General features: G+C 68.7%; 11 protein-coding genes. 10 read left to right on the plus strand and 1 reads right to left on the minus strand.

Annotated elements, in window-relative coordinates; all coding sequences use genetic code 11:
* Positions 1-44 precede the first annotated feature (44 nt).
* A complete protein-coding gene (cysS, locus tag CSC71_RS01425) occupies positions 45-1,421 on the minus strand; it encodes a cysteine--tRNA ligase (protein WP_162372559.1) in 1,377 nt (458 codons plus the stop codon).
* 124 nt (positions 1,422-1,545) lie between these two features.
* On the opposite strand from cysS, the gene CSC71_RS01430 reads away from it, so the two are divergent.
* From CSC71_RS01430 to CSC71_RS01475, 10 genes are all read left to right on the plus strand, one after another.
* Entirely contained in the window at positions 1,546-2,061 is a 516-nt protein-coding gene (locus CSC71_RS01430) for a hypothetical protein (RefSeq protein WP_162372560.1), read from the plus strand.
* Between the two features lie 281 nt (positions 2,062-2,342).
* The gene (locus CSC71_RS01435; protein ID WP_162372561.1) at positions 2,343-3,368 is read left to right on the plus strand and encodes an N-acetylornithine carbamoyltransferase; all 1,026 of its coding nucleotides are present in this window, start codon (positions 2,343-2,345) and stop codon (positions 3,366-3,368) included.
* A gap of 83 nt (positions 3,369-3,451) precedes the next feature.
* Complete coding sequence (locus CSC71_RS01440) at positions 3,452-4,645, plus strand: argininosuccinate synthase (RefSeq protein ID WP_162372562.1); 1,194 nt, start codon at positions 3,452-3,454, stop codon at positions 4,643-4,645.
* Between the two features lie 86 nt (positions 4,646-4,731).
* Positions 4,732-5,820: an acetylornithine deacetylase gene (locus CSC71_RS01445; protein ID WP_162372563.1), complete on the plus strand. Its 1,089-nt coding sequence runs from the start codon at positions 4,732-4,734 to the stop codon at positions 5,818-5,820.
* Positions 5,821-5,842: 22 nt separating this feature from the next.
* A complete protein-coding gene (locus CSC71_RS01450) occupies positions 5,843-7,165 on the plus strand; it encodes an acetylglutamate kinase (RefSeq protein WP_162372564.1) in 1,323 nt (440 codons plus the stop codon).
* 1 nt (position 7,166) lies between these two features.
* Entirely contained in the window at positions 7,167-7,796 is a 630-nt protein-coding gene (locus tag CSC71_RS01455) for a GNAT family N-acetyltransferase (protein WP_162372565.1), read from the plus strand.
* Complete coding sequence (gene argC, locus CSC71_RS01460; protein ID WP_162372566.1) at positions 7,786-8,787, plus strand: N-acetyl-gamma-glutamyl-phosphate reductase; 1,002 nt, start codon at positions 7,786-7,788, stop codon at positions 8,785-8,787. Before CSC71_RS01455 ends, argC begins: the two co-directional genes overlap by 11 nt.
* The gene (gene argH / locus CSC71_RS01465) at positions 8,784-10,082 is read left to right on the plus strand and encodes an argininosuccinate lyase (RefSeq protein ID WP_162372567.1); all 1,299 of its coding nucleotides are present in this window, start codon (positions 8,784-8,786) and stop codon (positions 10,080-10,082) included. Before argC ends, argH begins: the two co-directional genes overlap by 4 nt.
* Positions 10,079-11,221, plus strand: a complete 1,143-nt coding sequence (proB, locus tag CSC71_RS01470; protein ID WP_162372568.1) for a glutamate 5-kinase — start codon at positions 10,079-10,081, stop codon at positions 11,219-11,221. Before argH ends, proB begins: the two co-directional genes overlap by 4 nt.
* 34 nt (positions 11,222-11,255) lie before the next feature.
* Positions 11,256-12,515: a glutamate-5-semialdehyde dehydrogenase gene (locus CSC71_RS01475; RefSeq protein WP_162372569.1), complete on the plus strand. Its 1,260-nt coding sequence runs from the start codon at positions 11,256-11,258 to the stop codon at positions 12,513-12,515.
* The last annotated feature ends 335 nt before the right edge of the window (positions 12,516-12,850 follow it).

Genomic DNA, 12,850 nt, shown 5'->3' on the forward strand with positions numbered 1-12,850 from the left:
GGCAGGTCGCGGCTTACGCCGCTCCTACAGGGAAGGGGAGTGGGTCACGCACGTTTCCACCTTACGCCCTGCGGTGTGTCTTCCAGCAAAACGCCCTCGGAAGCCAGCTGGTCGCGGATCGCGTCGGCGCGGGCGAAGTCGCGCGCCTTCTTCGCCGCGTTGCGCTCCTCGACCAGCGCCTGGATGCGTGCGTCGTCGTCGCTCGAGGCGCCGCGGGCGAACCACGCGGCCGGTTCCTGTTGCAGCAGGCCGAGGGCGAAGCCGGCGCCGAGCAGTTCCGACTTCAGCCGGCGTTTCTCGTCGGCGTCGGTCGCCTTGCGTGCCTCGCCGGCGATGCGCGCGACCTCGGCCAGCGCCAGCGGCGTGTTGAGGTCGTCGTCGAGCGCGTCCTCGACGCTTGGCGGGATCGTGGCCACGGCTTCGACGCCGGCCAGGTCGCGCAGCGTGCCGTACAGCCGGTCCAGCGTGCGCACGCTCTGCTCGATCAGCGCGTCGTTCCATTCCAGCGGCTGGCGGTAATGCGCCGACAGCAGCGCGTAGCGCAGCGCCTCGGGCGGGTGCTTCTGCAGCAGGTCGTGCACGCGCTCGATGTTGCCCAGCGACTTGCTCATCTTCGCGCCGCCGAAGTTCAGCATGCCGTTGTGCAGCCAGAAGCGGGCGAAGACCTTGCCGCCGTGCGCGCATTCGCTCTGCGCGATCTCGTTCTCGTGGTGCGGGAACTGCAGGTCGACGCCGCCGGCGTGGATGTCGATGGTCTCGCCCAGGTGCGCCTCGGCCATCGCCGAGCATTCGATGTGCCAGCCGGGGCGGCCGTGGCTCCACGGCGAGTCCCAGCCGGGCAGGCCCTCGGCCGACGGCTTCCACAGCACGAAATCGCCCGGGTCGCGCTTGTACGGCGCCACTTCGACGCGGGCGCCGGCCAGCATTTCCTCCGGGTCGCGCCGCGACAGCTTGCCGTAGCCTTCGAAGGTGCCGACCGCGAACAGCACGTGGCCCTCGGCGACGTAGGCGTGGCCGGATTCGACCAGACCCCCGATCATCGCGATCATCTGCGCGATGTGCCCGGTCGCGGTCGGCTCGATGTCCGGGGCGAATTCGCCCGCCACGCCCAGCCCGGCCATGTCCTCGCGGTAGGCGTCGGCGTAGCGCCCGGTGATCGCCGAGATCGGCACGCCCAGCTCCTGCGCCGCGGTGTTGATCTTGTCGTCGACGTCGGTGATGTTGCGGGCATAACGCAGCGCGCCGAAGCGCCGGCGCAGCAGCGCGGCCAGCACGCCGAACACCACCGGCCCGCGCGCGTTGCCGATGTGCACGTAGTTGTAGACGGTGGGGCCGCACACGTACATCGTGGGGCAGGCCGGGTCCAGCGGTCGGAATTCCTCGACCCGGCGGGTGAGGTTGTTGTGCAGGCGCAGGCTCATCGGGGAGGAAGTGTGAGGAACCCGGCAATTCTACCGGCCCGTGCCCCCGCCTGCCCGTGGTTCAGCCCGTCGCAAGGCTCGCCCTCTACACTACAAGACCAGTTAAGACCACCGGGATCCGAAGTTGTCCGGCCTCACGTCTCCGCACCGCCTCCTGCCGCTGTCGTTCTGCTTGCTGCTTGCCGCTTCGCCGGTACTGGCCCGGCAGGACGACGCGCCGCCGCTCCGGATCGAAAACGTGCGCCTGGACTATGCCCAGGTGCTGAACGTGGAGCCGGTCTACGCGACCCAGCGTGCCAGGCGCAGCGAAAAGGTCTGCGACGAAGCGCCCCGGCAGGCGAAGTCGGCCGGCAAGCCGGTCGAGCTGCCGAAGGAGGAAGGGCGCTGGTCGCGGATGTGGGGCAGCGTCAAGGGCTGGTTCGCCGACGACAAGGCCCAGGCCGCGAACCCGGAGCCCGAGCGGAAGCCGAACTGCCGCACGGTAACCCAGCAGGATGCCCAGGCGCCCATCGCCTACGACGTGGACTACATGTACAAGGGCATGAAGTACCGCGCGCGCCTGCCCGAGGACCCCGGCAACCGGCTGCGCATCCGCATCTCGGTCACGCCGTACCTGCCCGGCAGCGACACGGTCCCCTGAAACCCTTGCGCCGGCGCATGGCACGTGCGAACATTCGCATGATGAACGCGACCACGCACGCCCACGCCAGCTCTGCCCGGATGGCCTCCGGCATGACCTCGCGCGCGCGCCGACCGGAACCCGACTCTCTCGCTGGGTAACCGGAGCTTCGTGCCGTCCGTTCGGAAACCCAGCCTGAGGCTGGGTTTTTTCGTTTTCGCGCCAGCAAAAGTTTCACAAGCAAGAAACCGGGGTCGGTTACACGATGGCCCGGACGACCCCACCGCCGGAGGATGCAAGCGATGCCGTTGAAGCCTGCTTCAATCAAACACTTCTTGAACACGCAGGACTGGAGCCGCGCCGAACTCGACGCGCTGCTGACGCAGGCCGCCATCTTCAAGCGCAGCAAGGTCGGCGACGCGCTGAAGGGCAAGTCGATCGCGCTGGTGTTCTTCAATCCGTCGATGCGCACCCGCACCAGCTTCGAACTGGGCGCGTTCCAGCTCGGAGGCCATGCCGTGGTGCTGCAGCCGGGCAAGGACGCGTGGCCGATCGAGTTCAACCTGGGCACGGTGATGGACGGCGACACCGAGGAACACATCGCCGAAGTCGCGCGCGTGCTGGGCCGCTACGTCGACCTGATCGGGGTGCGCGCGTTCCCGAAGTTCGTCGACTGGCAGTACGACCGCGAGGACATCGTGCTGAAGTCGTTCGCCAGGTACTCGCCGGTGCCGGTGATCAACATGGAGACGATCACCCACCCGTGCCAGGAGCTGGCGCATGCGCTGGCGCTGCAGGAGCACTTCGGCACCACCGACCTGCGCGGCAAGAAGTACGTGCTGACCTGGACCTACCACCCGAAGCCGCTGAACACCGCGGTGGCCAACTCGGCGCTGACCATCGCCACCCGCCTTGGCATGGACGTGACCCTGCTGTGCCCGACCGAGCAGTACGTGCTCGACGAGCGCTACATCGGCTGGGCGAAGCAGAACGTCGCCGAGAGCGGCGGCTCGTTCGCCATCAGCCACGACATCGAAAGCGCCTACCGCGGCGCCGACGTCGTGTACGCGAAGAGCTGGGGGGCGCTGCCGTACTTCGGCAACTGGGCGCCGGAAAAACCCATCCGCGACCAGTACAAGCACTTCATCGTCGACGAGGCGAAGATGGCGCTGACCAACAACGGCGTGTTCAGTCACTGCCTGCCGCTGCGCCGCAACGTCAAGGCCACCGACGCGGTGATGGATTCGCCGCGGTGCATCGCCATCGACGAGGCCGAGAACCGCCTGCACGTGCAGAAGGCGATCATGGCTGCCTTGGCGAAACAATGAGGTAGGGCGGGTCCTGACCCGCCATCGCGAACCCCGGCGGGTCAGGACCCGCCCTACACATCCCACGGAAAGAAGAAAACCCCATGAGCAGCAATGACATCGTCCTCGCCTTCTCCGGCGGCCTCGACACCAGCTTCTGCATCCCTTACCTGCAGGAACAGGGCTACGCCGTGCACACCGTGTTCGCCGACACCGGCGGCGTCGACGCCGAGGAGCGCGCCTACATCGAGGGCCGCGCCGCCGAGCTGGGCGTGGCCTCGCACGTCACCGTCGACGGCGGCCCCGCCATCTGGGAAGGCTTCGTCAAGCCGTTCGTGTGGGCGGGCGAGGGCTACCAGGGCCAGTACCCGCTGCTGGTGTCCGACCGCTACCTGATCGTCGACGCCGCGCTGAAGCGCGCCGGCGAACTCGGCACCCGCCATATCGCCCACGGCTGCACCGGCATGGGCAACGACCAGGTGCGCTTCGACCTGGCGATCAAGGCCAGCGGCGACTACCGGATCGTCGCGCCGATCCGCGAAATCCAGAAGCAGCACACCCAGACCCGCGCCTACGAGCAGAAGTACCTCGAGGAGCGCGGCTTCGGCGTGCGTTCCAAGCAGAAGCAGTACACGATCAACGAGAACCTGCTGGGCGTGACCATGTCCGGCGCCGAGATCGACAAGTGGGAAGCCCCGGGCGCGGGCGCGCGCGGCTGGTGCGCGCCGCGCAGCGCGTGGCCGGAGCAGCCGCTGCTGGTCAAGGTGGCCTTCCGCCACGGCGAAGCGGTGGAACTGGACGGCAAGCCGATGGAAGGCGCGGCCCTGCTGGCGAAGTTGAACACCATGTTCGCCCCGTACGGCGTCGGCCGCGGCGTCTACACCGGCGACACCGTGATCGGCCTGAAGGGCCGCATCGTGTACGAAGCGCCGGGCCTGGTCGCGCTGCTGGCCGCGCACCGCGCGCTGGAGGAGGCGGTGCTGAGCAAGCAGCAGAACCGCTTCAAGCCGGAAGTGGCGCGCAAGTGGGTCGAACTGGTCTACGAAGGCTTCTTCCACGATCCGCTGAAGACCGACCTGGAGGCGTTCCTGGCCTCGTCGCAGGCCACGGTCAACGGCACGGTCACGCTGCGCACGCCGGGCGGCCGGGTCGAGGCGGTGGCGGTGGAGTCGCCGCACATCCTCAACGCCAAGGGCGCGACCTACGCGCAGTCGGCGGACTGGGGCGTGGAGGAGGCCGAGGGCTTCATCAAGCTGTTCGGCATGAGCTCTACGCTGTGGGCCGAGATCAACCGCTGACGTTTGTCATCCCGAACGCAGTGAGGGATCTGCTGCTTTCAAGGCAGGTTCCTCCCTCCGGTCGGAATGACAACGGATAAACGACGATGCTCTCAAACGTCCTCCCTCATCTTGAAGCGCTGGTGTCCTTCGACACCCGCAACCCGCCGCGCGAGATCACCACGGGCGGGATCTTCGACTACATCCGCGCGCAGCTGCCGGACTTCAGGGTCGAAGTGACCGACCACGGCGCCGGCGCGGTGTCGCTGTTCGCGGTGCGCGGCAATCCGCGGCGCGTGTTCAACGTGCACCTGGACACGGTGCCGTCGTCGCCGGCGTGGACGGCCGATCCGTTCAGGCTGCGCGTGACCGAAGACCGCGCCATCGGCCTGGGCGCCTGCGACATCAAGGGCGCCGCCGCCGCGCTGATCGCCGCCGCGCAGGCGGGGAAGGGCGATGCCGCCTTCCTTTTCAGCAGCGACGAGGAAGCCAACGATGCGCGTTGCATCGCCGCGTTCCTGGCGCGCAACGAGAAGGAATACGGCTTCCGCGAAGCCGTCATCGCCGAGCCGACCCGCGGCGAGGCGGTGCTGGCCCATCGCGGCATCGCCGCGGTGCGCATGGCGTTCAAGGGGCAGGCCGGCCACGCCTCGGCCGAGAACGCGCTGCAATTGAGCGCGCTGCACAACGCGATGCGCTGGGGTGCGGCCGCGCTGGATCACGTCGAAGCGCAGAAGCACCTGCGTTTCGGCGGGCTGACCGGGCTGCGCTTCAACATCGGCAAGGTCGAAGGCGGGATCAAGGCCAACATGATCGCGCCCAGCGCCGAGGTGCGTTTCGGCTTCCGCCCGCTGCCGTCGCAGGACGCGGACGAGCTGCACGCCACGTTCAAGGCGCTGGCCAATCCCGATGCGCTGGCCGAATACGAGCCGACGTTCTGGGGGCCGTCGCTGCCGTCCGGCGACGTGGCGCGCGCCGAGGAGCGCCGCCTGCAGGCGCGCGACCTGGCCGACGAACTCGGCCTGCCGATCGGCAATGCGGTGGATTTCTGGACCGAGGCCTCGCTGTTCTCTGCCGCCGGCCTGACCGCGCTGGTCTACGGCCCCGGCGACATCGCCCAGGCGCATACCGCCGACGAATGGGTTTCCCTCGAACAACTGCGGCACTACGCCGAAACCGTCGCCAAACTTCTTTGAAGCCGCATCATCGCCCGACGCAATGAACATCGAATCCAACAAGCAGACGCGCCAGACCATCGTCAAGCTGCTCTCCAACATGGGCAGCGCGAAGGAGATCGACCAGTACCTGAAGCGGTTCTCCGAGCTGGACGCCAAGCGCTTCGCCGTGATCAAGGTCGGCGGCGCGATCCTGCGCGACGACATGGATGCGCTGGTATCGTCGCTGTCGTTCCTGCAGCAGGTCGGCCTGACCCCGATCGTGATCCACGGCGCCGGCCCGCAGCTCGACGAGGAGCTGGCGGCCGCCGGCATCGGGAAGAAGACCGTCGACGGGCTGCGCTTCACCAGCAACGAAGGCCTGGCCATCGCGCGCAAGGTGATGGTCCGCGAGAACATGAGGCTCGTTTCCGAGCTGCACGCGCAGGGCGTGCACGCGACCTCGCTGACCACCAACGTGTTCGAGGCCGAATTCCTCGACCTCGACAAGTACGGCCTGGTCGGCCGCGTCAGCCATGTCGAGACCGCCGGCATCGAGGCGGCGATCCGCATCGGCGCGATCCCGGTCATCGCCAGCCTCGGCGTCACCGCCGGCGGCCAGTACCTCAACATCAACGCCGACTGGGCCGCGAACGAGCTGGTCAAGACCCTGCAGCCGTACAAGATCGTGTTCCTGACCGGCACCGGCGGCCTGCTCGACGAGAACGGCAAGCTGATCGAGTCGATCAACCTGACCACCGAGTACGACGAGCTGATGGCGCAGCCGTGGATCAACGGCGGCATGCGGGTGAAGGTCGAACAGATCAAGGAACTGCTCGACGCGCTGCCGCTGACGTCGTCGGTGTCGATGACGAAGCCGGACGAGCTGGCCAAGGAACTGTTCACCCACCGCGGCTCGGGCACGATGTTGCGCCGGGGCGAGCGCGTGCTGCGCTTCGATTCGTGGCAGGGCGTCGACCTCGGGCGGATGCGCGCGCTGATCGAATCGAGCTTCGGTCGCAAGCTGATCCCGGACTACTTCGAGAAGACCGAGCCGTACCGGATCTACGTCAGCGAAAGCTACCGCGCGGCGATGATCCTGACCCGGGAGGAAGGCTTCGCCTACCTCGACAAGTTCGCCGTGCTCGACGAGGCGCAGGGCGAGGGCCTGGGCCGCGCCGTGTGGCACGTCGCGCGCGAGGAGAACCCGCGGATGTTCTGGCGCTCGCGCCACCAGAACCAGGTCAACATCTTCTACTACGCCGAATCCGACGGTTGCTACAAGCAGGAGAAGTGGAAGGTGTTCTGGTACGGCATCCCCGATTTCGCCGACATCGCGCGCTGCGTCGAGCACTGCCGCACGCGGCCGGCGACGCTGGTGGACTGACATGACTGGACCTGCACTGCCCCCGGACTGGCGCGTGGTGCCGACCCTGCGGGGAAGGCACGTCTCGCTGGTGCCGCTTTGCGCCGAGCATGCCGCCGGCTTGCGCATGGCGCGCGACGCCGCCGGGCTGGACGGCCTGTGGTTCACCAACACGCCGACGGTCGAGGGCGTCGGGGATTACGTGTCGGCCGCGTTGCGGATGCAGGCCGAGGGCCGCGCGCTGCCGTTCGCGGTGCTCGACGCTGGCGGCGAAGTCGTCGGCACCACGCGTTTCTACGATCTCGACCCGGCGGCGCCGAGGCTGGCCATCGGCTACACCTGGTACGCGCCGCGGGTGCAGCGCACCGGGGTCAACACCGAGGCCAAGCTGCTGTTGCTGCAACACGCGTTCGAGGCCTTGGGCTGCATCGGCGTCGGCTTCGAGACCAGCAGCCACAACGTCCGTTCGCGCGCGGCCATCGCCCGGCTGGGCGCGAAGCAGGACGGCATCCTGCGCCACCACAAGCGCCATGCCGACGGCAGCGTGCGCGACACGGTGGTTTTCTCGATCATCGACAGCGAGTGGCCGGCGGTGAAGCGCGGCCTGCTGGAGAAACTGCAAAGGCACGAGGTTCCCGCAAATGTCCAGTAACACTGCCGGAAAAAACCGCATCGGCATCGTCGGCGCGCGCGGCCACACCGGCGCTGAGCTGATCAGGCTGATCGCCGGCCATCCGCGGTTCGAGCTCGGATTCGTGTCCTCGCGCGAACTGGACGGACAGCCGGTGCGCGAGCACAACGGCGCGTACGCGGGTGCCCTGCGTTACGAGAACCTCGGTCCCGACGCCGTCGCGGCCAAGGGCGTGGACGCCATCGTGCTGGCGCTGCCGAACGGCAAGGCCGCCGATTACGTCGCCGCCATCGACGCGGCCAAGGCCGGCCCCGCGGCTTCCGAACCGGTTGTTGTCGACTTGTCGGCCGACTACCGCTTCGACGACGGCTGGTACTACGGCCTGCCGGAACTGACCCGCGGCAAGTACGCCGGACAGAAGCGGATCAGCAACCCGGGCTGCTACGCGACCGCGATGCAGCTGGCCGTCGCGCCGCTGCTCGACCGCCTCGCCGGCCCGCCGCAGTGCTTCGGCGTGTCCGGCTATTCCGGCGCCGGCACCACGCCCTCGGACAAGAACAACGTCGAGCTGCTGCGCGACAACCTGATGCCGTATGCGCTGGCCGACCACATGCACGAGCGCGAGGTTTCGCGCCAGCTCGGCGTGCCGGTCGAATTCATGCCGCACGTCGCCCCATGGTTCCGCGGCATCACCATGACCGCGAACCTGTGGCTGCAGCAGCCCATGAAGGCCGAGGCGATCCGCGGCTTGTACCGCGAGCGCTACGAAGGCGAGCCGCTGGTCCGCGTGATCGACGGCGCGCCATGGGTGAGCCGCATCGCCGGCAAGCACGGCGTCGAGATCGGCGGCTTCACCGTCGCCCCGGGCGGCAAGCGCGTGGTCGTGGTTTCGACCCTCGACAACCTGCTCAAGGGCGCGGCGACCCAGGCGATTCAGAACCTGAACCTCGCCTTCGGTTTCGACGAACTGGCGGGCATTCCCCGGGCGGATTTCTTTTCGGAGGCGGCATGAGCGACCTGCTCTGGCAAAAACCCGGCGTCGCGGTCGACGCGCAAATCCAGAAGTTCCTCGCCGGCGACGACGTGCTGCTGGACCGCGAGTTCTTCCTGCACGACATCGCCGCCAGCACCGCGCATGCCGAAGGCCTGCAGCGCATCGGCATCCTGTCGGCCGGCGAACTCGCCGGGCTGAAGCGCGAGCTGGCGCTTCTGGCCGACGACTTCCGCAACGGCGACTTCGTCCTCGACGAACGCTACGAAGACGGCCATTCGGCGATCGAGTTCCGCCTGACCGAGCGCCTTGGCGACGCCGGCCGCAAGATCCACACCGGGCGCAGCCGCAACGACCAGATCCTGGTCGCCACGCGCCTGTGGCTGAAGGAAAAGCTGGCGCGCGTGGCGGAACTGTCGCGCGACATCGCCAAGGTCGCGCTGGACCGCGCCGAGGCGGAAAAAGGCCTGCCGATCCCCGGCTACACCCACATCCAGCGCGCCGTGGTGTCGTCTGCGGGCATGTGGTGGGCGGGCTGGGCCGAGGCCTTCATCGACGATGCCATCCGCGCCGCCGACACGCTCAAGCTGGTCGACGCCAACCCGCTCGGCACCGCCGCCGGCTACGGCGTCAACCTGGAGCTCGACCGCGAACACACCACGCAGGCGCTCGGCTTCGCGCGCATGCAGGTCAGCCCGATCTACGCGCAGCTGTCGCGCGGCAAGTTCGAACTGGCCGCGCTGGAAGCGCTGGGCAGCGCCACGCTGGACCTGCGCCGCGTCGCCTGGGACCTGTCGCTATTCACCAGCGCCGAATTCGGCTTCGTCGCGTTGCCGCCGCAGTACACCACCGGCAGCTCGATCATGCCCAACAAGCGCAATCCCGACGTGATCGAACTGATGCGCGCCACCCACGCCAGCGTCGCCGCGGCGCGCATCGAGATCGAGCAGCTGCTGTCGCTGCCGTCCGGCTACCACCGCGACCTGCAGGCCAGCAAGGGCGCGATCTTCCACGGCTTCGGCCGCGGCCTGCCGGCGCTGGAACTGCTGCCGGCGCTGCTCGCGAACCTCGAATGGCGCGAAGACAGGCTGCGCGCCGCGATCGATTCGGGCATGTACGCCACCGACGTCGCGGTCGAGGCCGCCATCGCCGGCGTGCCGTTCCGCGACGCCTACAAGGCCGCGGCGGCGGCCAGCGACAGGGCGGGCGAGGGCAGGACGCCGGAATCCAGCCTCGCCGCGCGCACGTCGCCGGGCGCGGCCGCCGACCTGCGGCTCGACGAACTGCGCTCGCGCTGGGAGTCGCTGGCGTCATGAGCCAGTCCGCCGCCTTCGTCGAGCAACGACTTCCTTCGTGGAAGCGCGCGGTACTGAAGGTCGGCAGCAGCCTGCTCGCCGCCGACGGCGAGGGGCTCAGCCCGCGCCATGCGCTGGGCCTGGCGCAATTCGTCTCGGCGAGCGTCGCCGCCGGGCGCGAAGTGGTGATCGTTTCCTCGGGCGCGGTCGCGGCCGGACGTTCGATCGTCCATCGCAAGGCCGAGGCGGGCGTCGCGATGGCCGAACGCCAGGCGCTGGCCGCGCTCGGCCAGGCGCGGCTGATCGGACTGTGGCAGCGCTTCTTCGAGCGCCCGGTCGCGCAGGTGCTGCTGACCCACGACGACCTGCGCAACCGCCGCCGCTACCTCAATGCCCGCGCCACGCTGCGGGAACTGCTTGCGCTCGGCGCGCTGCCGGTGGTCAACGAGAACGACACGGTGTCGGTCGACGAACTCAAGCTCGGCGACAACGACAACCTCGCCGCGATCGTCGCCGCGCTGGTCGACGCCGATGCGCTGTTCGTCGCCACCGACATCGCCGGCTTCTATTCGGCCAATCCCCGCACCAATCCGGACGCCCGGCCGATCGACGAAGTCGAGGCGCTGACCCCGGAGTTCTTCGCGATGGCCGGCGACAGCGGCAGCGCGGTCGGTACCGGCGGCATGCGCACCAAGCTGGAGGCCGCGGCCCGGGCTGGTGCGGCGGGCATCGAAACCTTCCTGTTCGACGGCACCAACGCGGCGACGGTGCAGGCGCTGGCGCAGGGCCGGTTGCACGGCACGCGCTTCCGCCCGGCGCGGAACCGGCTGGCCGCGCGCAAATACTGGCTGCGCAATGCACCGGTCGAGGCCGGGCGCATCGTCGTCGACGCCGGCGCGGCGCGGGCGATGCAGGAGAAGGGCGCTTCGCTGCTGCCGGGCGGGGTGCTGGCGGCGGAGGGCGATTTCCGCCGCGGCGACATGATCGAGGTCGCGTTGCGCGAGGAGGCCGGCGAACGCTGCATCGCGCGCGGCATCAGCCAGTATTCGGCGCCGGACGTGCGCCTGATCGCACGCCGGCATTCGCGCGACATCGAGGCAGTACTGGGTTACAACTACGGCGAGAACGTCATCCACCGCGACGACCTCGTGTTGCTGTAGGGGCACGGCGCGCCGTGCCCCGCGGGAGAACCGAATGACCGACATCAAGACCCTTGCACTGGCTTGCCGCGACGCGGCGCAGTCGGTCGCGCAGCTTCCGACCGGGCGGAAGAACGCGCTGCTCGAATCCATGGCCGGGGCGCTGGAAGCCGATGCCGCCGCCATCCTCGCCGCCAACGCGCAGGACATCGAGGCCGCGCGGGCCAGGGGCATCGGCAGCGCGATGCTCGACCGGCTGAAGCTCGACGACCAGCGCCTCGCCGGCATCGCCTCGGCCCTGCGCGAAGTCGCCGCGCTGCCCGATCCGGTCGGCCTGGTCACCCGCGGCGAAACCCGGCCGAACGGCATCGTGGTCGAACGCGTGCGCGTGCCGCTGGGCGTGATCGCGATGATCTACGAAGCGCGGCCGAACGTCACCGCCGACGCCGCGGCGCTGTGCCTGAAGGCCGGCAACGGGGTGATCCTGCGCGGCGGTTCGGAGGCGATCGATTCGAACAGGGCCATCGCCGCATCGCTGAAGCGCGCGATGCGCGAGGCCGGCGTGCCCGACGCGGCATTGACCCTGGTCGAGGACCTGCGCCGCGAGACGATGCTCGAGCTGCTGCAGCTGACCGACATCGTCGACCTCGCGATCCCGCGCGGCGGCGAGGGCCTGATCCGCTTCGTCGCCGAGCATGCGCGGGTGCCGGTGATCAAGCACTACAAGGGCGTCTGCCACCAGTTCGTCGATGCCAGCGCCGACCTCGATGTCGCCCTGCGCCTGCTGCTGGATGGCAAGGTCTCGCGACCCAGCGCCTGCAACGCGCTGGAGACGCTGCTGGTACACAAGGACGTCGCCGCGGAATTCCTGCCGAAGGCGGCGGCCCGGTTGCGCGAGCGCGGCGTCGAATTGCGCGGCGACGAACGCACGGTCGCGCTCGTGCCGGGAACGAAGCCGGCGACCGCGGACGACTACGCCGCCGAATTCCTCGACCTGGTCATCGCCGTGCGCGTGGTCGATTCCCTGGACGAGGCCATCGCCCACGTCCGCAGGTACGGTTCCGACCATACCGAGGTCATCGTCACCCGCGACGCGGCCAACGCCGGGAAGTTCGTCGAATCGCTGCGCTCGGCGGTGGTGATGGTCAACGCGTCCTCGCGCTTCAGCGACGGCGGCGAACTGGGCCTCGGCGCCGAGATCGGCATCTCGACCACGCGCCTGCATTCGTACGGGCCGATGGGGCTGGAGGCGCTGACCGTGGAGCGCTTCGTGGTGCGCGGCGAAGGGCAGGTGCGGCACCCGGTCCAAACGTGAGATTCGGATTGCGGCGGCAGCCTCGTGCTGACGCCATCGGTCCGGTCCGGCCCCCTGGACCGCGCGCGCAATGCGGTAATGTGACCATTTGCGTCACATAAACGTGAAGTGTGTCACGAATATTCCGCGAATAAGGGTAAAACCCCGTCGACCCCTCCCGCCATGCGCCGACAGTCGGCATCCTGTTTGATTTGGCATGGAAATTGCTAGTTGTGACCCAGGTCTCGATCGGGTCGCAGCGAAGTGGAATACAGTCAAACCCTACGGCGTTCTGCCGATGATGATGAAGCGCTTTCGGCAGCTTCCATCGTTCCAATTACAGACGTCACGGATTC

Source organism: Pseudoxanthomonas sangjuensis, assembly GCF_010211755.1.
GTDB classification, from domain to species: Bacteria; Pseudomonadota; Gammaproteobacteria; order Xanthomonadales; family Xanthomonadaceae; genus Pseudoxanthomonas_A; species Pseudoxanthomonas_A sangjuensis.